The 22,438-nt window shown below is 45.6% G+C and carries 22 protein-coding genes; 14 read left to right on the plus strand and 8 right to left on the minus strand.

What is annotated here, in order from left to right; all coding sequences use genetic code 11:
- Positions 1 to 36 precede the first annotated feature (36 nt).
- The gene (locus QF117_RS06260) at positions 37 to 954 is read left to right on the plus strand and encodes a bifunctional GNAT family N-acetyltransferase/hotdog fold thioesterase (RefSeq protein ID WP_282388227.1); all 918 of its coding nucleotides are present in this window, start codon (positions 37 to 39) and stop codon (positions 952 to 954) included.
- 46 nt (positions 955 to 1,000) lie between these two features.
- On the opposite strand, the gene QF117_RS06265 is transcribed toward QF117_RS06260, so the two are convergent.
- The 4 genes from QF117_RS06265 to hslR all read right to left on the minus strand — a co-directional run bounded on the left by QF117_RS06265 (position 1,001) and on the right by hslR (position 6,409).
- Positions 1,001 to 2,941 (minus strand): AsmA family protein, encoded by a 1,941-nt coding sequence (locus QF117_RS06265; RefSeq protein ID WP_282388228.1) that lies wholly within the window; start codon positions 2,939 to 2,941, stop codon positions 1,001 to 1,003.
- A 212-nt stretch (positions 2,942 to 3,153) separates the two neighbouring features.
- Positions 3,154 to 4,782: a phosphoenolpyruvate carboxykinase (ATP) gene (gene pckA / locus QF117_RS06270; protein ID WP_282388229.1), complete on the minus strand. Its 1,629-nt coding sequence runs from the start codon at positions 4,780 to 4,782 to the stop codon at positions 3,154 to 3,156.
- Between the two features lie 334 nt (positions 4,783 to 5,116).
- Positions 5,117 to 5,992 (minus strand): Hsp33 family molecular chaperone HslO, encoded by an 876-nt coding sequence (gene hslO, locus QF117_RS06275; protein WP_282388230.1) that lies wholly within the window; start codon positions 5,990 to 5,992, stop codon positions 5,117 to 5,119.
- A gap of 15 nt (positions 5,993 to 6,007) precedes the next feature.
- Complete coding sequence (hslR, locus tag QF117_RS06280; RefSeq protein ID WP_282388231.1) at positions 6,008 to 6,409, minus strand: ribosome-associated heat shock protein Hsp15; 402 nt, start codon at positions 6,407 to 6,409, stop codon at positions 6,008 to 6,010.
- Positions 6,410 to 6,677: 268 nt separating this feature from the next.
- On the opposite strand from hslR, the gene gspC reads away from it, so the two are divergent.
- The 12 genes from gspC (at position 6,678) to QF117_RS06340 (ending at position 18,372) form a co-directional block, all read left to right on the plus strand.
- On the plus strand, positions 6,678 to 7,589 hold the full coding sequence (gene gspC / locus QF117_RS06285) for a type II secretion system protein GspC (RefSeq protein WP_282389430.1): 912 nt from the start codon (positions 6,678 to 6,680) through the stop codon (positions 7,587 to 7,589).
- Between the two features lie 38 nt (positions 7,590 to 7,627).
- On the plus strand, positions 7,628 to 9,652 hold the full coding sequence (gene gspD, locus QF117_RS06290; protein ID WP_282388232.1) for a type II secretion system secretin GspD: 2,025 nt from the start codon (positions 7,628 to 7,630) through the stop codon (positions 9,650 to 9,652).
- Positions 9,649 to 11,142 (plus strand): type II secretion system ATPase GspE, encoded by a 1,494-nt coding sequence (gene gspE, locus QF117_RS06295; RefSeq protein ID WP_282388233.1) that lies wholly within the window; start codon positions 9,649 to 9,651, stop codon positions 11,140 to 11,142. The genes gspD and gspE overlap by 4 nt, the downstream gene beginning before the upstream one ends.
- Positions 11,142 to 12,362 (plus strand): type II secretion system inner membrane protein GspF, encoded by a 1,221-nt coding sequence (gene gspF, locus QF117_RS06300; protein ID WP_282388234.1) that lies wholly within the window; start codon positions 11,142 to 11,144, stop codon positions 12,360 to 12,362. Before gspE ends, gspF begins: the two co-directional genes overlap by 1 nt.
- Before the next feature lie 196 nt (positions 12,363 to 12,558).
- Positions 12,559 to 13,002, plus strand: coding sequence for a type II secretion system major pseudopilin GspG (gene gspG / locus QF117_RS06305; protein WP_282388235.1), 444 nt, complete (start codon positions 12,559 to 12,561; stop codon positions 13,000 to 13,002).
- Positions 13,003 to 13,108: 106 nt separating this feature from the next.
- Positions 13,109 to 13,696 carry a type II secretion system minor pseudopilin GspH gene (gene gspH, locus QF117_RS06310; RefSeq protein ID WP_282389431.1) on the plus strand — a complete coding sequence of 196 codons (588 nt, stop codon included), beginning with the start codon at positions 13,109 to 13,111 and terminating at the stop codon, positions 13,694 to 13,696.
- 127 nt (positions 13,697 to 13,823) lie between these two features.
- The gene (gene gspI, locus QF117_RS06315) at positions 13,824 to 14,168 is read left to right on the plus strand and encodes a type II secretion system minor pseudopilin GspI (protein ID WP_282389432.1); all 345 of its coding nucleotides are present in this window, start codon (positions 13,824 to 13,826) and stop codon (positions 14,166 to 14,168) included.
- Positions 14,155 to 14,916, plus strand: coding sequence for a type II secretion system minor pseudopilin GspJ (gene gspJ, locus QF117_RS06320; protein WP_282388236.1), 762 nt, complete (start codon positions 14,155 to 14,157; stop codon positions 14,914 to 14,916). The genes gspI and gspJ overlap by 14 nt, the downstream gene beginning before the upstream one ends.
- Positions 14,900 to 15,919: a type II secretion system minor pseudopilin GspK gene (gspK, locus tag QF117_RS06325; protein WP_282388237.1), complete on the plus strand. Its 1,020-nt coding sequence runs from the start codon at positions 14,900 to 14,902 to the stop codon at positions 15,917 to 15,919. The genes gspJ and gspK overlap by 17 nt, the downstream gene beginning before the upstream one ends.
- Complete coding sequence (gspL, locus tag QF117_RS06330) at positions 15,888 to 17,096, plus strand: type II secretion system protein GspL (RefSeq protein ID WP_282388238.1); 1,209 nt, start codon at positions 15,888 to 15,890, stop codon at positions 17,094 to 17,096. The genes gspK and gspL overlap by 32 nt, the downstream gene beginning before the upstream one ends.
- An 8-nt stretch (positions 17,097 to 17,104) precedes the next feature.
- Positions 17,105 to 17,602, plus strand: a complete 498-nt coding sequence (locus QF117_RS06335; RefSeq protein ID WP_282388239.1) for a type II secretion system protein M — start codon at positions 17,105 to 17,107, stop codon at positions 17,600 to 17,602.
- A complete protein-coding gene (locus tag QF117_RS06340; protein ID WP_282388240.1) occupies positions 17,602 to 18,372 on the plus strand; it encodes a type II secretion system protein N in 771 nt (256 codons plus the stop codon). The genes QF117_RS06335 and QF117_RS06340 overlap by 1 nt, the downstream gene beginning before the upstream one ends.
- A gap of 101 nt (positions 18,373 to 18,473) precedes the next feature.
- Here the strand turns inward: QF117_RS06340 and cysQ are convergent, their stop codons facing one another.
- The 4 genes from cysQ to QF117_RS06360 form a co-directional block, all read right to left on the minus strand.
- Complete coding sequence (cysQ, locus tag QF117_RS06345; protein ID WP_282388241.1) at positions 18,474 to 19,304, minus strand: 3'(2'),5'-bisphosphate nucleotidase CysQ; 831 nt, start codon at positions 19,302 to 19,304, stop codon at positions 18,474 to 18,476.
- A 19-nt stretch (positions 19,305 to 19,323) separates the two neighbouring features.
- Complete coding sequence (gene nudE, locus QF117_RS06350) at positions 19,324 to 19,878, minus strand: ADP compounds hydrolase NudE (RefSeq protein WP_282388242.1); 555 nt, start codon at positions 19,876 to 19,878, stop codon at positions 19,324 to 19,326.
- 165 nt (positions 19,879 to 20,043) lie between these two features.
- Entirely contained in the window at positions 20,044 to 20,631 is a 588-nt protein-coding gene (gene nfuA, locus QF117_RS06355) for a Fe-S biogenesis protein NfuA (protein ID WP_282388243.1), read from the minus strand.
- Between the two features lie 92 nt (positions 20,632 to 20,723).
- The gene (locus tag QF117_RS06360) at positions 20,724 to 21,485 is read right to left on the minus strand and encodes a ComF family protein (protein ID WP_282388244.1); all 762 of its coding nucleotides are present in this window, start codon (positions 21,483 to 21,485) and stop codon (positions 20,724 to 20,726) included.
- A gap of 114 nt (positions 21,486 to 21,599) precedes the next feature.
- On the opposite strand from QF117_RS06360, the gene bioH reads away from it, so the two are divergent.
- Entirely contained in the window at positions 21,600 to 22,385 is a 786-nt protein-coding gene (gene bioH, locus QF117_RS06365) for a pimeloyl-ACP methyl ester esterase BioH (RefSeq protein WP_282388245.1), read from the plus strand.
- The last annotated feature ends 53 nt before the right edge of the window (positions 22,386 to 22,438 follow it).

The following is a 22,438-nucleotide window of genomic DNA, read 5'->3' on the forward strand; positions in this document are numbered from 1 at the left end:
ACAACAAGCACAAACAGACAGGCTAGGAAGCATTTAATGTTCAAACTGATTACCCCCAAAACAGATAACCAGCTCAATAAGTATTATCACTTTCGCTGGCAGATGTTGCGTGAGCCGTGGCAAATGCCTCTAGGTTCTGAACGTGATGAATATGATTCCACTAGCCACCACCGTATGATTGTTGATGGTCGAGGGCGACCTATTGCGATTGGGCGTCTTCATATCACCCCTGATGACGAAGGCCAAGTGCGTTATATGGCGGTGAAAAGCAATCGTCGCAGCAAGGGCATGGGTTCGTTGTTGTTGGTGGCTCTGGAGTCGTTAGCGCGCCAGGAAGGGGTGAAGCGACTCGTGTGTAATGCGCGAGAAGACGCCATCGCATTTTATGAGAAGAACCATTTCGAACGCCGTGGTGAGTTGAGCGATCAACGTGGCCCAATGCGTCATCAGCAGATGGTCAAACCGCTCGATCCTATGGCGAATGTTCTCAGAAAACCAGAGTGGTGCACCGAACTGCAAGACCGTTGGGAAAATCAGATCCCGATCAGCGACAAAATGGGCATCAAAATCAATCAATACACAGGGTATCAATTTGAGTGCAGTGCTCAGCTTAACCCGAACCTAAATCCACATAACACCATGTTCGCCGGTTCTGCCTTTACCTTGGCCACCTTAACGGGATGGGGTATGACGTGGTTACTACTCAAAGAGCGTGGATTACAAGGGGATATTGTTCTCGCAGACAGTCGAATTCGTTATCGCCATCCGGTTGAATTCAATCCAGTTGCGAGCACGTCTCTAGACGGCATCAGTGGCGACTTGGATAGGCTTGCCTCTGGGCGAAAAGCAAGAATTGTCATCAATGTGACGATTTATAGCGGCGAGAAAGCCGCGGTGGAATTCATTGGCACCTACATGTTAATGCCGAATTATAAATCAGAATTGGCGGTGTAATACTGTATCGGTTTGAGGGCGCTGTTGGCTTAAGGACACTGTTGGCTTAAGGGCACTGGTGATGGGATGTCACGGTGCCGTTGAGCAGGTCAACATTCAGTTGTTGGCAATCTTGCTCCATCGAAAGCCCGATATTTCCCTGTGTCGGTTCCACTAAATCAATGTTGCCTTGTATCACCCCCGTCATATCCGTGCCTTTAATTTCCGTCTCCATAATCGAAACTCTCCCCCTATCCGCTTGAACCAAAAGATTGCTCACGGTAAATGGTTGAATAAGGGTTTGATTTTGTGTGCTGTTATCACGGTTGGCTGGTGTAGACGTAGACATTAAGACGCCCTCACGAACATGGGTTTTAAGCGTGCCAGTTAACGAGTGTTCAAACATGTCACGGTTCCCCGACAGACCATGGCTATTCAGTTCGAGTTCAACTTGACCATCGAGGTCAATAGGTAAAGGGATGATGTTATTCAATAGCTTGAGTGGAAGCCCATCGCCATGCGCTATCAACTGCCAGGGCTGGCTGAGGTTGTTGAGTTCTCTAAACCCTGATGCTTCGAAATAACCGCTTTCTAATGGAATGAATAAACGTTCCAATTGCCAAGAGCCGTTGTCAGCATTGCTATTTAACATAGCTTGAGTTGCGATGGTATCATCATAACTTAGGCTATTAGCTGACATTTCCAACTCCCCACTCCATAACCCGACAGTGTTATTGCGTTTAAGCTCTAAGTTGCGGCCAGAAACATTGGCGCCTGATATCTGCCAAAAAGGTGCATGTTCTATTTGAATGATCTGGCTGCGTGCAATATCAAGTTGTTTAATGGTTACGGCTTCTTGCTGTAAAAAATAGGCAGAGAGTATCGATAAGCTATTTTCGGTACTTTCGGTCAATTTCAGCCCAGACGCTTTTAGCCAATCAAGCTTCGTTGTCGTTGGTGATAGGTGCCCAGACAGTTGAAGCCGACCTTGAAGAAAGTCACTGTCAAATTCAGAAATCGTGAGTTTGTTCGGTTGAAACTGCAATTTTGCTATCGGCGAAATGAGCCATTGATCTGAATAACTCATGCTTTCTGCATTAAACGAAAGGTAGGCATTTTCTTGTTGCCAAACGGGAGACGAATCTGAGCTCGATGTGAATAGCGAGACATTTTCGATGGACGCATCTAGGTTAACGGCTTGAAATGTGTCAAATTCAAAATGGCTGTTTAGGATATCAAGGCTATTGATATGACTGATTTTGTTAAAGATGGGGCTGAAATCGGTGTACAGCGATGGCAGTTTATCTTGTTCTGACAGACTCAATTTATTGATGGTAACGTTAACTAATGACCAGCCATGATTAAATTGCTCTGCTTGCCCAGACACTTCAGCATTCCGCCACTCAAATGAAGCCCCAAAAATCGTACTGTCCTTGGGCTTGTAGTCGAGGTCAATCAAAAGGTTATTGAACGCTTCACCTTGATAGTAGAGTTGTTCGGTGCTGAATTGGATGACACCGAACGGTATCGTTTGATTGCTTTCTGCCCAGAGCGGATTTTTGATCTGAACATTGACCCCACGAGCAATGATCTCTTGTGAGGAAACATCAAAATTATTCAAGGCAATTTGGTGTACCGTCAGGTGTTTTTGCCAATCAAATGAAGGTTGGAATGCCTGTAGGCTTAATCCATCAATAAGAACGCTATCTACTACCCACTTTTTTTGTTGATAGGGTGTTCGATTAAACCAAATATCCACCTTAGGGATATAAATGATGTTCTGCTGTTGATTCTGTTGCTGGTGTTGATAACTGACACCTTCCAAGGAGAAGTGAAATGGCGGGTTATAAGTGAATTTCTCAACGTGAATCCGATCCTCTAAAAACTGATGAGATAAATAATTCGTAGCGCTGGTGGCGTAATGTGTTTGAGAGAGGATGAACACAGATACAATACAAAAAATGACGAAAGAAATGAGGATTAGCGAGAGAACCAATAGCTTTTTCATGAGAGGCCTAATCCGGTGTGAATGAGAAGTATCATTTAAAGTGTCTATAGATTGGTACAAAACGGTGTTAGCTTCAATAGAAAAGCCCCTAAATTTAGGGGCTTGTAGCTAAGTTTTAAAACAAAGATAAGTTTTTAAGATAAGTTATGCGATAAATTTCAAAACACGTTATCGCTGATCTTATCTAATGCAGACCCGTAGGTTTTTTGCTTTTAGTCGAGCTGTGGGCCAGCAGCAACCAGAGCTTTACCTTCGGTATTGTCTGTGTACTTATCAAAGTTATTAATAAAGCGTTGTGCAAGATCATGCGCCTTGCTTTCCCATTGTAGTGGATCCACATAGGTGTTACGTGGGTCTAGAATGGTCGGGTCAACGCCCGGCAGAGAGGTCGGCACTTCTAAATTAAACACTGGGATTGAAGTCGTTTCTGCTTTCTCAATCGAACCATCAAGAATGGCATCGATAATACCGCGTGTATCTTGAATTGAGATACGTTTTCCTGTGCCATTCCAACCGGTATTCACAAGGTAAGCTTCTGCACCAGCGGCTTCCATACGTTTAACCAGCACTTCCGCATACTTGGTTGGGTGCAGCGTTAAGAATGCCGCGCCAAAACAAGCAGAGAACGTTGGTGTTGGTTCCGTAATGCCGCGCTCTGTACCTGCAAGCTTCGCTGTAAAGCCGGATAGGAAGTGATATTTGGTTTGCTCTGGTGTCAATTTAGACACTGGAGGAAGAACACCAAACGCATCCGCAGATAGGAAAATCACTTTGTTCGCGTGACCGCCTTTTGAGACAGGTTTAACGATGTTATCAATGTGATGGATAGGGTATGAAACTCGCGTATTCTCTGTTTTTGAGTTGTCATCAAAATCAATAGAACCGTCATTTCGAACCGTGACGTTTTCTAGCAATGCATCGCGGCGGATAGCGTTGTAGATATCTGGCTCAGCTTCTTTCGATAGTTTGATGGTTTTCGCGTAGCAGCCACCTTCGAAGTTAAACACGCCGTCATCATCCCAACCGTGCTCATCATCACCAATCAGTGCACGTTTTGGATCTGTTGATAGCGTGGTTTTACCGGTACCAGACAAGCCAAAGAATACCGCAACATCGCCATCTTCACCCATGTTCGCACTGCAGTGCATTGATGCGATGTCTTTAAGAGGAAGGAAGTAGTTCATCATTGCGAACATCCCTTTCTTCATCTCGCCACCGTACCAAGTACCACCAATCAACTGCATGCGTTCAGTCAGGTTAAAGACGGTGAAGTTTTCAGAGTTCAGACCATGCTCTTCCCACTTTTGGTTGGTGCATTTCGCGCCATTCATGACCACGAAATCAGGTTCAAATGTCACGAGCTCTTCTTCGGTTGGGCGGATGAACATGTTCTTAACGAAATGCGCTTGCCATGCCACTTCTGTAATAATTCGAATACTGAGGCGAGTATCAGGGTTTGCACCACAGTAGCCATCTATCACAAACAAACGTTTACCGGACAACTGGTTCGTTACCAGCGCTTTCAGGTCATTCCATACCGCTTGGTCGATGGCTTTGTTGTCATTTTTAACCGCGTCAGATGTCCACCACATATGCTCTTCTGTCGTGGCATCTTTTACAATGTATTTGTCTTTTGGCGAGCGACCAGTAAAGATCCCAGTATCAACAGCAACAGCACCAAGTTCAGTCACTACGCCTTTTTCGTAGCCTTCTAAACTTGAACGGGTTTCTTCTTCGAATAATTGTTCGTAACTAGGATTGCGAAGAATCTCAGTTGCGCCAGTAATTCCGTGCTTAGTTAGATCGATTTGTGCAGCCTTTGTATGTTCCATAACAGTCATAGGTGCTCCTTGTAAGGATATTTTGTAGGGATTTGTAATATTATTATTTTTTGTTTGCTCATCATGCTATCAACGGAATTACCAGAAAACAGGGATATGGCTCAAATAATGACCATATATCTAGTGTGGTTTTATGTGTGTCATCACATAATGGCTGTACTTATAATATCCTGTAAGCAAACCTTTGCGCTAGAGCAAAAGAATTATTAATACTAAGAAATTAAGTGTGATTTTTTGGGGTGGAAGCCCTTGTTTTATCTGGGTTTGATCACAAAAAAAGCCAGCGAAGAGCTGGCTTGATAACGGATTTTACGTGCTTGTTGTTTTAAGCAAATTAATGCAGCGTTCCTGTGTTTAAATTGGCCTCAATGAACAGCTCTTTGACTTGTTCTTCATCGAATGAATAATTGGTGCCACAATAGTCACAATGAAGAGAAACAGAACCTTCTGTTGCGATAATGTCGGCCACTTCTTCTTGACCAACGGTCATAATCGCCGCACCACTGCGTTCACGAGAACAACCACAGTGGAAGGTCACCGGTTGTGGTGTAAAGAGCTGAACTTGTTCCTGATTATATAAGCGATACAGAAGATCATTCGCTTCTAATGAAAACAGTTCTTCATTTTTAACCGTGTTAGTCAATTGCTCAAGATGTTCGAAATCATTCTCAGTGCCGGTACCATCAGGCATCACTTGAATCAGCATGCCCGCTGCGCAAGGCTTACCATTGTATTCGCCAGTACGAATCCATAGTCGAGTCTTGAGTTGTTCAGAGCGCTCGAAGTAACCTTCAAGTACTTCCGCTAAGTTGTTACCTTCTAGCCCTACAACACCCTGATAGCGCTCACCCTGCTTAGGTTCGATCGTGATCACTAAATGGCCTTTACCAATTAGGTCATGCAGCCCCGCTTGTTCATCTATGTCACCGTCGTAACGCGCAACGCCGCGTACTTTTTGCTCGTGATCGCCATTGATAACAACCAGTGATACCGGGCCATCACCTTGGAGTTGCATGGTGATCGAACCTTCAAATTTAAGTGTTGCGGTGAGAAGAGTTGTGGACACGAGTAGCTCACCCAGCAGTTTTTGCACTGCGGCAGGGTATTCCTTGCTAGAAACTATTTGTTGGTATGCTTCATCCACTTGTACCAACTCACCGCGTACAGAAAGGTCTTTAAAAAGGTAGCGGTTTAATACATTACTTGCCATCTAGGGAGCTCCAGCTTATTGATTTTTAAATTTAATAATATTTCGACGCTGCTTCTTATCAGGTCGCCGTTCAGGGCTTGGGTTGTGCGCGTGCAATCTACGTTGTTCAGCATTATCTGCACGCTTTTTGATGCTTTCCGTTGTCTCTATATAGAGTGTTTGCGCTTCTGGTGCCCCACGCCGTTGATCTGAAAGCTTCTCGATAGTGACTGTTTTTTCTTCATGCCCTTGCTTTAGTGTAATAAGTGCACCAATTTCTACAAGTTTACTCGGTTTGCTGCGCTGACCATTATATTGCACCTTTCCACCGTCAACCATATTGCGTGCGATGGAACGAGTTTTATAAAAGCGGGCAGCCCAAAGCCACTTATCGAGTCTGATTGATGTGGATTTGGAGTCTGAAGAGTTAGAGCCCATAGTGAAAAATACCTCTAATAGCGTTTCGCGCAGTCACTGGGTGTTGGCAACAGTCACTAAATGTGGATAAACAATGGTGTTGTGAAGCCATTTTTTCAAGGCAAGCACCAAATATTCGGGTGAATTTACGATAGCATCATAACGCTATGTTATATTTAACGGTCATAACTGTATGATCGATAATGCTAATCGTAATGGGCTAATCGCGATTTTTAATTGATATTTATTAAGGGTTTTTGGAGTGAAGCAGAACTTTTTTACTAACAACATTGCTTCAAATGTTTGGCTGCAAAAGTTGACAGCGCATTCGGTCGTGATCCAACAGCGTGCCAGTCTTTTACTCTGTGTGCTGCTTCTGGTTCTCTCTGCTTGGATGCTCGGAAAGATATTTTGGCTTATTCAAAGTCCGGTGGATTCAGTGACTCCTTGGGTGGCGCAGCCGATCAGCAAGCAAAATAAGGCTCAATCGACAATAGACACCTCTTCTTTAACAAATAGCCACTTATTTGGTGAATATAAACAAGAAAGTAAACCGATTGAAAAACCAGTGGTTCAGGATGCCCCTAAAACGCGCCTGAATCTGACGTTGGTTGGGGTGGTTGCTAGTAGCGATGCTGGTAAGAGTCTGGCCGTTATTGCTAATCGTGGAAGCCAGGCTACTTATGGTTTGAATGAACAAATCGAAGGAACGCGCGTTCAACTAAAAGCTGTGTTTAATGATCGCGTTATTATTGATAACTCGGGTCGAGATGAAACCTTGATGTTAGCAGGGATTGATTACAGCAAGCTTTCTCAAAATACAGATCAAAACACCGCCACGGTAAGACCTAGCGTCAATCGTCAGGGTAACAACCCTGTTAAGAGTGATAATGTTTCGGATTTGGAGACGGTTCGCGCGCAAATCTCAGAGGACCCACAGAAAATATTCCAGTATGTTCGCATGTCGCAAGTGAAACGCGATGGCAGCGTAATCGGTTATCGAGTCACACCAGGAAAAGAGCCGGAACTATTTCGTTCCGTTGGCCTCGAAAGTGGTGATATCGCAACGCAGCTCAATGGACATGATCTGACTGACCCAGCATCTATGAGCAAGGTATTTAGTGCTATGTCCGATTTAAGTGAACTGAGTTTAACGGTCGAGAGAGATGGTCAAACCCATGATATTAATATTGAATTTTAATGCTGACGCAATAATGCGCCAGCGTGAGGAGTAAAAAAGTGAAGCATTGGTTAAACAAAAGTGCTTGGTTATTAGTCGCAAGCTTATTAGCAGCCCCAATGGCCACAGCGAACGATTTCAGTGCCAGCTTTAAAGGCACTGATATTCAAGAGTTTATTAATATTGTGGGTCGAAACTTAGAAAAAACCATCATTGTCGATCCTTCTGTGCGTGGCAAAGTTGATGTGCGCAGTTATGACATGTTGACCTCAGAGCAGTATTACAGCTTTTTTCTAAACGTTCTTGAAGTGTATGGTTTTGCTGCCGTTGAAATGGACAATGGTGTACTTAAAGTCATCAAATCGAAAGATGCTAAAACCTCCGCAATCCCTGTTGTAAGCGACGACAGTGCGCAAGGCGATAGTGTGGTAACGCGTGTCGTTGCCGTGAAAAATGTGTCGGTCAGAGAGTTATCACCACTATTGCGTCAGCTTAATGACAATGCGGGGGCGGGTAATGTGGTGCACTATGACCCAGCCAACATTATTTTGATTACAGGTCGCGCTGCGGTGGTTAACCGCCTTGCGGAAATCATTAAACGTGTCGATCAGGCGGGTAACAAAGATATTGAAGTCGTTGATCTCAATAACGCTTCTGCCGCTGAAATGGTTCGTATCGTTGATGCTTTAAACAAAAGTACGGATGCTAAAAATACCCCTGAACTCATGCAGCCTAAATTGGTTGCGGATGACCGTACTAATTCTATCTTAATTTCGGGTGACCCTAAGGTACGTGCAAGATTGAAAAAGCTCATCAAGCAGCTTGATATTGAAATGGCGTCTAAAGGGAACAACCGCGTTATTTATCTTAAATACGCGAAAGCGGATGAACTGGTTGATGTGCTTAAAGGCGTGTCAGATAACCTACAGGCAGCAAAACAAACCTCGAAGCAAGGAGGCAGTAGCAGTCGAGATCAAGTGGTTATTTCCGCTCATACCGGTACCAATGCATTAGTCGTCACTGCTCCGCCAGATATTATGAATGCTGTTGAAGATGTGGTTGCTCAATTGGATATCCGTCGTGCTCAAGTGTTGATTGAAGCATTGATCGTCGAAATGGCGGAAGGCGACGGTATGAACCTTGGTGTTCAATGGGGCAACTTGGATACTGGTGCTGTTGTTCAATATGGCAATACGGGTGCTTCAATTGGTAATGTCATGATTGGGCGTGAACAAGCCAAAGATTCAACCAAGACAGAAAGCTACTGGAACTCTAGTGAGAATAAGTGGGAGTCGCGCGAAACAACAGAAGAAGGTGACTACACAGCATTGGCTGGCGCGTTAGCGGGTGTCAATGGTGCGGCGGTGAGTATTGCAATGGGAGACTGGACTGCGCTGATCAGTGCGGTGTCAACCGATTCAAACTCCAACATTCTCTCCTCACCAAGCATCACGGTGATGGACAATGGTGAAGCCTCGTTTATTGTTGGTGAAGAAGTGCCAGTACTGACTGGGTCAACCTCTGGATCTAATAACGAAAATCCGTTCCAGACTGTTGAACGTAAAGAAGTGGGTATCAAGCTTAAAGTGGTGCCACAAATCAATGAAGGTAATTCGGTACAGCTTGATATTGAGCAAGAAGTGTCCAACGTGTTGGGTGCTCAAGGCGCTGTTGATGTGCGTTTTGCCAAGCGTCAGCTCAATACCAGCGTCATGGTTGAAGATGGTCAGATGATCGTGTTAGGCGGTTTGATTGATGAGCGAGCACTAGAAAGTGAGTCTAAAGTTCCACTATTGGGTGATATTCCGTTCTTAGGTTATTTATTTAAGTCTACCAGCACTCAAGTTGAGAAAAAGAACCTAATGGTATTCATTAAACCGACCATTATTCGTGACGGTATGACGGCAGATGGTATTACGCAGCGCAAATACAACTTTATCCGTGCGGAGCAGCTCTACAAAGCTGACCAAGGCTTAAAGCTAATGGAAGACAGCAACATACCTGTGTTGCCAGCCTATGGTAAAGACATCAGTCATCCAGCAGAAATTCAAGCCTTTTTTGATCAGATGGACGCTGGAAAATGAGTGAACAACTAGACAATAGCGTTGTCCCGCGCTTGCCCTTTAGTTTCGCCAATCGGTTCAAACTGGTGCTTGAGCAGAGTGACCAAGGCTGCACATTATTCTATGTCGCCCCACTTGCCATTGAAGCGCTCGTCGAAGTAAAGCGTGTTGCTAAAGTGATGTTCACGCCGGTTGAACAGAGCGTTGAAGAGTTTGACCGAAAGCTTACTGAAGTGTATCAGCGAGATTCCTCGGAAGCTCGTCAGTTAATGGAAGACATCGGCGCAGACAACGATGATTTCTTTTCCTTAGCGGAAGAGTTACCACAGGATGAAGATCTGCTTGAAACGGAAGATGATGCGCCGATCATCAAATTGATTAATGCGATGTTGGGGGAAGCCATCAAAGAAGGCGCTTCTGATATCCACATTGAAACGTTTGAGAAATCGTTGTCTATTCGTTTCCGAGTGGATGGGGTGCTGCGTGACGTTCTAGCCCCAAGTCGTAAGCTGGCACCTTTGCTCGTGTCGCGTGTGAAAGTCATGGCTAAGCTCGATATTGCGGAAAAACGCGTTCCTCAAGATGGTCGTATTTCACTGCGCATTGGTGGCCGAGCGGTTGATGTTCGTGTCTCGACCATGCCGTCATCTCATGGTGAACGTGTGGTTATGCGTCTGTTGGACAAAAATGCAACCCGATTGGATTTGCACAGTTTGGGAATGACCAAACCTAACCACGACAGTTTCAGCAAGTTAATCGAGCGCCCACATGGCATTATTCTGGTCACAGGGCCGACAGGTTCGGGTAAGTCGACTACCTTGTATGCGGGCTTGCAAGAGCTAAACAGTAACGAAAGAAACATCTTAACAGTGGAAGACCCGATTGAATTTGATATCGATGGTATCGGCCAAACGCAGGTTAACCCGAAGGTGGATATGACCTTTGCTCGAGGGCTTCGCGCTATTTTGCGTCAAGATCCCGATGTGGTTATGGTCGGTGAAATTCGTGATTTAGAAACCGCGCAAATTGGTGTTCAAGCTTCACTAACTGGTCACCTGGTGATGTCGACCTTGCATACCAATACGGCTGTCGGTGCGATCACCCGTCTTCGCGATATGGGAATCGAACCGTTTCTGATTTCATCTTCACTGCTTGGTGTGTTAGCGCAGAGATTGGTGCGTACCCTGTGCCGTGAATGTAAACAACCTTATCAAGCCTCGTCTGAGCAAAAAGCCCTGTTTGATGTGGTTCCTGGTGACGAATTGACGCTGTATAAACCGTGCGGTTGTGAAGCGTGTAATTACAAAGGCTACCGAGGTCGTACCGGGATTCATGAACTCTTAATCGTGGATGAAAATGTTCAGGCACTGATTCATAGCGAAGCCGGTGAACAAGCCATCGAGAAGTCGGTGCGTCAACAAACACCAAGCATTCGAAGTGATGGATTATTGAAAGTTCGTCAAGGTGTCACCTCTATTGAAGAAGTTATGCGAGTCACTAAGGAAACCTAATGGCTTCATTTGAATATAAAGCGCTCAATGATAAAGGCCGACAAAAAAAAGGCGTTATCGATGGAGACAGTGCTCGTCAGGTACGCTCTCGTTTAAAAGAACAAGGTCTTGTGCCGATTGAGGTCACAGAGACGCGTGCGAAAAATAACGCGCAGTCTGATCAAGGTGGCTTAAGCTTCAAGCGAGGTTTAAGTACGCCGGATCTGGCCTTGATTACTCGACAGCTATCTACCCTTGTGCAGTCAGGTATGCCGCTTGAAGAATGCCTAAAAGCCGTTTCAGAGCAATCAGAAAAGCCGCGTATTCGTAACATGCTTGCTGCAATACGCGCTAAGGTGACCGAAGGTTACACGCTGTCTGATAGCCTGGCGGATTACTCTCACGTATTTGACGATCTATTTCGTTCCATGGTGGCGGCAGGGGAAAAATCCGGTCATCTAGATTCGGTGCTAGAGCGTTTAGCCGACTATGCGGAAAATCGTGAAAAGATGCGCTCTAAACTACTGCAAGCGATGATCTATCCGATCGTGTTGGTGGTCTTTGCAGTCAGTATTGTCGCATTTTTGCTTGCCGCGGTGGTGCCTAAAATCATCGATCAGTTTGTACAGATGGCGCAAGAGTTACCTCAGTCAACTCGGATATTACTCGCGTCCAGTGATTTTGTTCAGCAGTGGGGGATCGTGCTACTCATTGCCGTCATTAGTCTCATTGTCTTGGTAAAGTGGTTACTGACCAAGCCTGATATTCGATTGGCTTGGGACAAAACTCTGCTGTCCTTCCCCTTGGTTGGCAAGATCATTAAAGGGCTGAATACGGCGCGATTTGCTCGAACTCTCTCGATTTGTACATCGAGCGCCATTCCTATTTTGGATGGGATGAAAGTGGCCGTGGATGTGATGTCGAATCAGTACATCAAGCAGCAAGTCATCGCAGCGTCCGAGAATGTTCGAGAAGGAACCAGCTTAAGAAAGGCCCTGGACCAAACCAAACTTTTTCCGCCGATGATGCTGCATATGATTGCCAGTGGTGAACAAAGTGGTGAGCTTGAAAGCATGCTGACTCGCGCTGCTGATAACCAGGACACTCAGTTTGAAGCAACCGTAAATATTGCTCTTGGCATTTTTACCCCAATGCTTATCGCTTTAATGGCGGGTTTAGTGTTGTTTATCGTGATGGCAACCTTAATGCCAATTTTAGAAATGAATAATTTGATGAGTTAATGAGTACCAATCGTAGTCAATAATGGGTCATCCTAGTTTGTTAGAATACTCGATAATCGCGTTAGAATTTTTGATTGCAAAACAACTGCTTATTGAAAGGTTCTGCCTTGTTATCAAGCATTTTCCTACGCTATTTTTAACCACTTATATTTGATGGGTATAACAACTCTCTTTTGCGTCAATTTTTGGAGAAAACATGAAACATAAAATGAACAAACAGTCAGGCTTTACGCTTTTAGAAGTCATGGTCGTGGTCGTGATTTTAGGCTTGCTCGCCAGCTTTGTTGTACCGAACCTTATCGGAAGTAAAGACCAAGCTGATCAGAAAAAAGCCGTGATTGATATCGCGTCATTGGAAAGTGAACTGATGAAGTACCGATTGAACCATCATTCCTTTCCAACCACCGATCAAGGGTTAGAAGCACTGGTGACGAAACCTAGTAACCCTGAGCCACGCAACTACCCAGAAAATGGCTATGTGACTCGTTTACCGGTTGACCCTTGGGGTAATCCTTATCAGTACCTAAATCCAGGTGAGCATGGTGTGATGGATATTTTCACTCTGGGAGCTGATGGGCAAGAAGGTGGCGAAGGCGTCAACGCGGATATTGGTAACTGGAACCTCCAAGATTTCCAATAAAGCCTAATGAGCATGACGAGATAGCACCGCAAAAAATAGTCGCTATCTCTGCTCTACCAAAACGACCACCCATACTGTACACCGCGAAAAGAGTTGCCACTGCATGATGAAATACAAACAACAAGGTTTTACCTTGCTAGAAATATTATTGGTTCTGGTGGTGATTTCAATGGGTGTGGTGACAACACTTTCAGCCTTACCTGACAATAGCCAAGATAATGCGAAGCAGCAGGCTCAAGCCTTATTTCAACGCCTTCAATTAATCAATGATGAGGCGATACTGAGTGGCAAAGATTTTGGCCTTCGTGTCGATGAGACGCGTTCTCGCTATATTTGGATGGGCATTGAAAATGGGCAATGGAAGCCTGTTGCGCTCGATACTATCCCGGAAGAGACTGAACTTACGGAAGAAGGCGTGTCGATTGAAATGACGTTGGGGGGCGATGCTTGGAATGACAAAGATCGTCTATTTCAACCCGGCTCATTGTTTGATGAAGAAATGTTTGCTGATTTGGAAACGGATAACAAACCACTTCCACCTCAGATATTTCTATTTTCAAGTGGGGAAGTGACTCCGGTATCCATTGCTCTATACCCTCAAAATAAAGACGCTAAACAGGATGGTTGGCAAGTGGTCATTAAAGAGAATGGCCAAATCCTATTACTGTCTCCGGGAGAGCAGGATGAACAGTAGCACTATGAGTAAGAGTCGTGTGAGCAAGAATATTGTTAGTCATAACATAGTGAGAAATAACATCGCAGCTCGGCAACGGCCGACCAGAGCTCGCCGTTCTTTTGGAGCTCATACAGGGCCACATTCGGTGCGCGGTATGACGTTACTCGAAGTGTTAATTGCATTGGCTATTTTTGCCACGGCGGCTATTTCTGTGATTCGTTCGGTGGGTCAGCACATGAATACGATTGCCCATTTGGAAGAAAAAACGTTTGCTGCGATGGTCGTGGATAATCAAATGGCGATGGTGATGCTGGATCCATCAGGATTGAAAGCTAAGCAAGGAACGGCAGAAATGGCCGGACAAACCTGGTATTGGACCGTCACCCCTATCAAGACTGCTGGGGATTTACTAAAAGCGTTTGATGTGAGCGCCTCTTTGTCCAAACAGGGCGATGCGATTATAACGGTAAGAAGCTATGTTTCTCAGTAAAGCTATGTTTCGCAGTAAACGGATAGCTCGCAAGGCTCAGCAAGGGTTTACCTTGTTAGAGGTACTGATTGCTATGGCTATTTTTGCCGCGTTAAGCGTGAGTGCTTACCAAGTGGTGGATCAGGTCCGTATGAGCAATGCGATATCGCTGGAACGCGGTGATCGCTTGAAAGAATTGCAACGCAGCCTTGTGGTTATGGACAGTGATTTTAGACAAATGGCCACGCGACAATTTCGTACCAATGGCGAGGCGGGTGGTGAGCTGAATGAGGCTCAACTACTGCAATGGAAAGACTATCTTTTAGAATCAGACGGAAAAGGTGTGCTATTCACTCGACTCGGTTGGCATAACCCACAACAACAGTTTCCACGCGGCGAAATTCTTAAAGTTGGCTATCGAATCAAAGAGACAACGTTAGAGCGAGTATGGTGGCGCTACCCTGATACACCAGCAGGTCAGCAACCCATCATTACCCCTATTCTGACGGATGTCGAATCGTTCTCTATGCGATTCTACTCAAAAGGCACTTGGAGCGATAAGTGGGAAGCGGCTCAAACACTGCCAGAAGCCGTGGCGCTAGAGCTGGAGTTGGCTGATTACGCAAAAATAGAGCGCGTTTACCTCATTGCTAGCGGATCGATAGTGCTCACTGAGAGCAAACAAGAAGATCGAGACTCCTTTAATAACGATTCTTCTGATGATGACGATCCTAACGGTGAGGAGGACAGCGATGAACCAAGCGAGTAATAAACAGCGAGGTGTTGCACTGATCATCGTTCTCATGCTGCTGGCTGTGATGGTGTCGCTCGCAGCCACTATGTCGAGCCGTTTATTCACACAATATAAACGAGGAAGCAACCAGGTCAGTTACCAGCAAGCTTATTGGTATGGCATTGGCGTAGAAAGTTTAGCAAAAGCTGCGATTGAACAGAGTTTCCAAGACAGCGATACGGTCAATTTGTCTCAGCCTTGGGCATTAGAAGAGCAAACCTACCCGTTAGATTATGGGACATTGAGTGGCCGAATGGTGGATAAACAAGCCTGCTTTAATCTCAATGTTTTCTCTCGGGTAACGCTTTCGTCTTCTCAGATAGAAAAACCGTATTTAATCCGGTTTTGGCAAACCTTGCTGGAAGAAGTGGAGGTGGACAATTACCAAGCGGAAGTGATTGCGGATTCTACATGGGAGTTTATCAATCAAGAGTCCTCGGTACAGTCATCGCAGGGTGTGGGTGACAGCTATTATGAATCACTGTCACCTGCGTATATGGCGGCTAACGGTTTTATTGCTGATACCAGTGAACTGAGATCAATACAGCAGGTTTCTGGGGATGTCATGCAAAAGGTTGCGCCCTATATTTGCGCTTTGCCAAGTGATGATTGGCGTTTAAATGTCAACACAATCAATGCCGATCAATCGGCGTTATTGGTGGCGATGTTTCAGCCTCATTTGAATCAACAAGATGCGATTTCATTGATTGAGTCTAGGCCTTTTGATGGTTGGGCATCGGTTGAGGATTTTATGGCAGAAAGTAGCATTAGTGTTATTGAAGAAAGTGTTCGCAAGGAAGCTCAAGCCTATCTGAGTGTGGATAGTGCCTATTTTGAATCGGATGCAGAAGTATTAGTGAATGACTCTCGAGTACGCATTCGAAGTCTATTATTTAGTGATAATCGAGAAACAGCAACGGTCATTCGCCGTCGCTTTGGAGGGTTCAGTGAGCGAGTTTCTGACAGTTCGACTGAGTAGTGATAAAAACGCACAGATTCAGTGGTTAGTTTGGTCAACAACACAAAGTGAGATCATTGCCAGCGGTGAACTCAATGGATGGGAAGAGCTGGGCGAGCTGTCTGGATATGCAGAGCAAAGACAAGGAATCGTGTTGCTATCGAGCGATGATATCGTTCTAGCTGAAGTCGACATGCCAGCAGGATCATCGCGTCAATTGGAATCAATGCTTCCTTACTTATTGGAAGATGACATTGCCCAAGATGTTGATGAGCTTCATTTTACCGTATTAAGCAAGCAAGCGAAGAAAGCCTGTATCGCTGCCGTCGATAAACGTTGGTTAAAAGCGTGTTTGGACGAGCTTAAACTCGCTGGGATAAATGTCAGTAAAGTGCTGCCAGATGTACTCGCATTACCGAGACTTGGTGAGCTTACTGCGGCGAATATTGATCAACATTGGTTAGTTCGAAAAGGCGACAGTTTAGGGCTGAGTTTACCTGCACCTTGGCTTGAAACCTTAACGACATCTGACTGGGTAAAAGAGGGGCAAGAGTACTTACCCTTAACCTCTTACAGTCCTTTGCCGCCACTAGAGTTGGATAGTGAGCAATCGTGGCAAAGTGTCGATGGGCCACTGATTATGCAGCTGCTTACCGAAGGCGCACTTGGCTCGAAAGTCACGTTATTGAGCGGGGAGTTTAAGCCTAATTCATCCCTGTTAAAGTACTGGTCTATTTGGAAAAAAACCGCCGTTGCCGCAGCGGTTATTGGCGCAGTGTTTGTCGGTCAGTACGGTTTGCAAATTTCTCAGGATGAAGCCAAAGCCGAAGCTTATCGAGCCGAAAGCGAACGTATATTCCGTGAGGCGTTACCCGGAAAAACCCGAATCCCGACGGTGAGCTATTTAAAACGCCAGATGAACGATGAAGCGACCCGTTTATCCGGTGGCGGTGGTGGCTCTCCAATACTGGATTGGCTGAATCAAATTCCAGATTCATTGAAAGCCAATAGCTCGATGACGTTGCTGAGTATTCGTTACGATGGCAATCGAAATGAAGTTAGAATTCAAGCGAAAAGTAAAGATTTTCAAAGCTTTGAACAAGTTAGAATTAAGTTTGCTGAGCATTTTGAAGTAGAACAAGGTCAGTTAAGCCGCTCGGGTGAGTGGGTTAATGGCAGCTTTGTGTTGAAGAGATAGTGAGATTGATGATGAGTAAACTGGTCACGTCTTTTAGGCTTTGGTGGCAAGGCATCAGTATTCGAGAGCAACGTCTAGTGATGATCTGTACGGGATTGTTAGTCGTTGGGGTTGGGTACTGGGGGATTCTAGAGCCAATACAGCAACGAAGCTTACAAGCGCAAAATAAGGTTAACAGTGAACAGCAACTGCTTAACTGGGTGAAAAATAAAGCGGATGAAATTACTCAATTACGAGCACAAAGTGGGTTAGTGACGACATCCGAGCCCCTTAATCAGGTAATTTCTTCTTCGGCGAGTCGGTTTAAAGTGGAGCTTATTCGTATCCAGCCGAGAGATGACATGTTTCAAGTTTGGGTACAACCGATAGAGTTTAATCAGTTGATTGGTTGGATTACCTACCTGAAAGAGCAACAAGGTGTTGATGTTGAACATTTGGATGTAGCACGCACCGATCAGGATGGCATGGTCGATGTCAAGCGTTTGCAGTTTAAGCGAGGTGGATAATGAAGCGCATCATTCTGATTTCATTGCTTTTGATTGTCACGCTTATCGTGAGCCTGATTGTCCACATGCCAGCTCAATATGTTTTGCAAGCGGTGTCTTTGCCACAAGGTTTAGTGGTGCAGGGGACGCAAGGCTCAATATGGAAAGGCAGCGCGGAGCGTGTCAGTTGGCAGGGGACTTCTCTGGGCCAAGTTAACTGGACAGTCAATGCCGCCCAACTGCTGATGGGTAAAGTTCAAGTGACCACTCGTTTTGGGCAAGGAAGCGAGATAGGGCTGAGAGGGCGAGGTGTAGTTGGTTATGGCTTTTCTGGCGCCTATGCCAAAGACGTGATTGCTTCTGTTCCGGCTCAGTTTGCTATTGATCAGCTGTCTTTGCCACTGCCGGTGGATCTTGAAGGCCAACTCGAGGTTTCCATTATCGAACTTGAGCATGCGATGCCGTATTGTCAGAGCGGCACAGGAACCGTGGTTTGGAGTGGTAACAACGCGACAACCCCGTTAGCTGAACTGGCGCTTGGCTCTGTTGTGGCGAACATTGATTGCCAAGATAACGTCGTCTCGATTAATGCGAAGCAGGAAAGTGAGCAAGTCAGCGCGGAGTTTGAAGGGCAATTAGACGCAGCGACCAATGGTCAGCTGACATACAGTGCCAAGGGTTGGTTTAAACCAGAAGCTAATTTTCCGACGAGTTTATCGAGCCAGTTGCAATGGCTGGGTAACCCAGATAGCAAAGGGCATTATTCATTGGATTTCAATGGCCGTTTATAGCGTTTATTTATAACGTTCAGTCATAGCGATTAATCGTCGAACGAAACAGAAAACAGAAAATGAAAAAAGCGAGCTTAACTAGGCTCGCTTTTTTATGATGCTCAGTCTTTTACTTTCAAGATTTCATCCCAAGGTAGGGACTCATCCCCAAGCACCAAGAAATTCGGGTTTTCAAGGGTCTCTCTTTGGTTGTATGAGAGAGGGGCTAACTGGGTGCTTAAAATGCGCCCGCCCGCTTCTTCGACGATACATTGAGTGGCCGCTGTATCCCATTCGCCCGTTGGACCGATTCTTAAATAACAATCGACAGCTCCTTCGGCCACCAAACAAGCTTTCAGTGCGGCAGAGCCCAGTGGCACAAGATCGTAGTTCCATGCGCTGCTCAAACGAGCGGTGATGCTATTAATGTCCTGACGTCGGCTGATCGCCATGCCGATGGATTGCTTCTGGCCTTGTTCATGCTTGTGGCTCTCAATCTCGACTTTTTCACACAGATCGGGAATCTTCCAAGCCCCTTTCCCTTTATAAGCGTAATAAGTCACACCAGAAACAGGCGCGTAAACCACTCCCATGATCGGCTGATTATTGTCGATCAATGCGATGATGGTTGCGAAGTCTCCACTGCGAGCAATGAACTCTTGCGTGCCGTCGAGTGGGTCTACTAACCAATAGCGGCTCCACTTCTCACGCTTCTCTAAGCTAATGTCCGCGGCTTCTTCAGAGAGAACAGGGATATCAGGCGTAAGTGCCGATAGTTGATTGACGATGAGCTTATGCGCAGCAATGTCCGCGCTTGTGACCGGCGTTTCATCACTTTTGACATAGGCTTCGTATTGTTTTGTTTCATAGATGTCGAGGATAAGTTGCCCAGCAGAACGAGCCACTTCAACCACGGAAGGTATCAGGTGAGATAAGTCTTTATCAGTAGACATAATAATTCCTAAGACTTTGTTATTGTTGTTTTTCTAAATGCTTTAGAGCAAGTAATAGGGCTGTGATACTGCGGGCTTCACAAAAATCCAAGTGAGTGACCAGCTCTTCAGCTTGAGCTAATGGCCAGCGCACCACTTCTAACGGCTCTGGCTCATCACCTTCTAGTTTCTCTGAGTATAGATCCTGTGCAACAAATAGGGTCATTTGACTAGAAAAATAAGAAGGAGCCAGGACGACCTGTTTCAGCGGAGTTAGCTTGTTTGCACCAAAGCCGATTTCTTCTTTTAACTCTCGGTTCGCAGCATCAGTTGCCGACTCACCCAGGTCAATCAATCCTTTTGGAAAGCCAAGTTCATATCGCTCTGTCCCCGCTGCGTATTCGCGCACTAACAGTAAGTCACCTTGTTCGGTCACGGGCACCATCATTACGGCATGACGACCACTGGGCTTCATTCGCTCATAGGTGCGTAAAACACCATTGCTAAAGCGTAAGTCAAGTGACTCGATGGTGAATAGCTTAGATTGAGCAATCGAGCGAATAGAGAGAATGGTAGGCGGGCTCAATTTTGTCATAATGCTTATTCCGTTTGTTAGGTATAAAGCGCATACGTGCTGGGTTGGCGTTACTATATAAAATGACTCGCCAAGTTCAAAATCTATTCGTTAGAGGCCGATCAAATTATTGAAATTAAGAAAAAGCCGACGTCGTGACATCGGCTTACTGATAGTATTTAAGGCTTAGTAGTAAGAGTGCTCACCACGGTCATGCTCGGTGGCATCACGCACGGCCGTTAGCTCGCCTTCAAATTGCTGAAGAAGTTCTTTCTCGATGCCTTCTTTTAGCGTGACATCAACCATAGAACAACCATTACAACCGCCGCCAAAGGCAACAATAGCGGCGCCGTCTTCGGTAATTTCAACCAAACTTACGTGACCACCATGCCCAGCAAGCTGAGGGTTAACCTGGGTTTGAATCGCGTATTCAACACGTTCAATCAATGAGGCGTCATCGGCAACCTTACGCATTTTGGCGTTTGGTGCTTTGAGTGTTAACTGGGAACCCATCTTATCGGTAACGAAATCCACTTCTGCATCTTCTAAAAATGGCAGGCTAAGCTCGTCAATATAAGCTGAGAATTGTTCAAATTTTAGTTCGGTGTCTGTTGCTTCAACCGCTTCTGGCGGGCAGTAAGAGACGCCACACTCTGCATTTTGAGTACCAGGGTTAACAACAAATACGCGAATGTTCGTCCCTTCAGGTTGTTGGCTAAGTAAGCCACCGAAGTGAGTTTGCGCTGTTTCTGTGATAGTAATAGTGTTTGACACGACGAATACCTGAGTAATTTTGTAGGCTATTATAACGCCATTCTACTCCTGATAAATCTAATTTCTAGACCTAAAAACAAAATCTCATCGCTTTATATTGAGTTATCTGTTTCAGGAGTGCGGCAGATACAATAAATATCAATGGTTTCGACCCCAGCATCAAGCAATAATTGACATAAATGATGGATTGTACTGCCTGTCGTGACCACATCGTCAAAAATCGCAATGTGTTTCTGTTGTGGAGAGCGATTCAGACGAAAAGCATTCCTCAGGTTTTGTTGTCGCTGTTTTTTATTGAGACCTTTCTGCTGAGGCGTGCTTTTCACTCGAGAAAAGAGGTTCGGTGCAATCTCTATATCGAGTCGTTTGCCTAGCTGTTTGGCAAGCAGTTCACTTTGATTAAACCCTCGCATTAACTGCCGCTGCCAATGGAGTGGAACGCTCGCTATCAGGTCTGGCGTTGCATCAATACGTTCGCTTAATAGCGCGGCTAATGGTTTTGCATGCCAAAACTGTTGCTGATATTTGAAGCGGTGAACATAACTTGATAAGGGGAGCTTGTAGTCACCCACGCAGTAAAGCTTTGACCAAAGAGGAGGATGCGCCAAGCACTGGCCGCATTGTTCTGTTGGGGTGAGCGTCGTAAGCCCACACCGTGAACAGCGTGTGGTTGGCGCAAAGTGTTCCTTGCAGCTATCGCACCAGATACTTTCCCACTCGATATCATTGCTTCCGATCCTTTGCCGCGTTGTCTCTTTTCTTTTGGCGTGCTCTTTATCCGGTGTTTTTAGAAGCAATGGAGTATGGATGGGGAGTTGGCACAGGTCACAGTAACAGCCGAGATGCATGCGCATGGTTTTTTGTAGCCAATCGGATAACATAAGCGCCAAATTTTGATAAAACCTGCCTTCATCATGAGTGTAACCGAGCGAGTGGTGAGGCTGTTTTTAGTAGGAGAAAATGCGATCATGGATAAAGCTTTGCACTGGCAAGTGAGCGGTAACGGTGAGGATTTGGTCTTAGTCCACGGTTGGGGGATGAATGGGGCCGTTTGGGATCAAACCGTCCAGGTACTCAGCCAGCACTACCGAGTGCACGTCGTGGATCTCCCTGGTTATGGACACAGTGCGCACTTGCACGCCGCCACCTTAGAAGAAATTGCACAATCTTTACTGCCACAGGCTCCGAAACACGCTATTTGGCTTGGTTGGTCTTTAGGGGGCTTAGTTGCTACGCATATGGCTCTGGCTCATAGTGATCGCGTCACCAAGCTCATCACCGTCGCCAGTTCGCCCAAGTTTGCTGCAGAGAAAAAGTTTGCTGCAGAAAGACCTTGGCGCGGAATTCAACCTCAGGTTCTTGATGCCTTCACGGATCAATTAGTGGATGACTTTCAAACCACGATTGAGCGCTTTATGGCGCTGCAAGCGATGGGCAGCCCTTCAGCAAGATTGGATGTAAAGCAGCTCAAAAAAGCGGTGTTATCTCGGCCATCCCCGAACCCTGAATCGTTATTGGCGGGTTTGAAGATGTTGGCGAATGAAGATTTTCGACAAGATTTAGCGGCGGTTTCGGTGCCGATGTTGAGAATGTACGGTCGCCTCGACGGATTAGTGCCTATCAAAGTCGCCGCAGATGTACAGGCAAAGGCTCCACATTCGGAACAATACATTTTTAGTCAGTCATCGCATGCCCCATTTATGACCGAGCTGGAATCCTTCTGTCATCAAATTGTCGCTTTTGGCGAAAAATAATCGTCGGTTAGATAAAAAATTGACATTAATTGCTAAATTTTTAACCAGTTTAG

This window comes from Vibrio sp. YMD68, assembly GCF_029958905.1.
Taxonomy (GTDB): Bacteria; Pseudomonadota; Gammaproteobacteria; order Enterobacterales; family Vibrionaceae; genus Vibrio.